1 pseudogene is annotated in these 243 nt (G+C 72.4%); it reads left to right on the top strand.

The window, feature by feature from the left end:
• Nucleotides 1-243, top strand: a pseudogene (locus tag DEIPI_RS39160) (DNA repair protein RecN); the annotation flags it as partial.

Genomic DNA, 243 nt, shown 5'->3' with positions numbered 1-243 from the left:
TCGAACGGCTGGAGCGCCTGCGCACCGGGGAGCGCGAACGCGCCCGCCAGATCGACCTGCTCGAATACCAGCTTCAGGAAATAGAGTCGGTCGCGCCCGTCCTCGGCGAGGAGGAGCCCCTGCACGCGGAGCTCTCGCGCCTCACGAACCTCGAGACGATCGCGTCGGGCGCGGCGGGCGCGCTGGAACTGCTCTCCGCCGGAGACGTGTCCGCTCAGGGCCTCGTCGCGGACGCGGCGCGCG

The organism is Deinococcus pimensis DSM 21231 (assembly GCF_000519345.1).
Lineage (GTDB): Bacteria > Deinococcota > Deinococci > Deinococcales > Deinococcaceae > Deinococcus_A > Deinococcus_A pimensis.
Note: the sequence above shows the minus strand (reverse complement) of the source record. Positions and strands in the feature narration are given on the sequence as shown.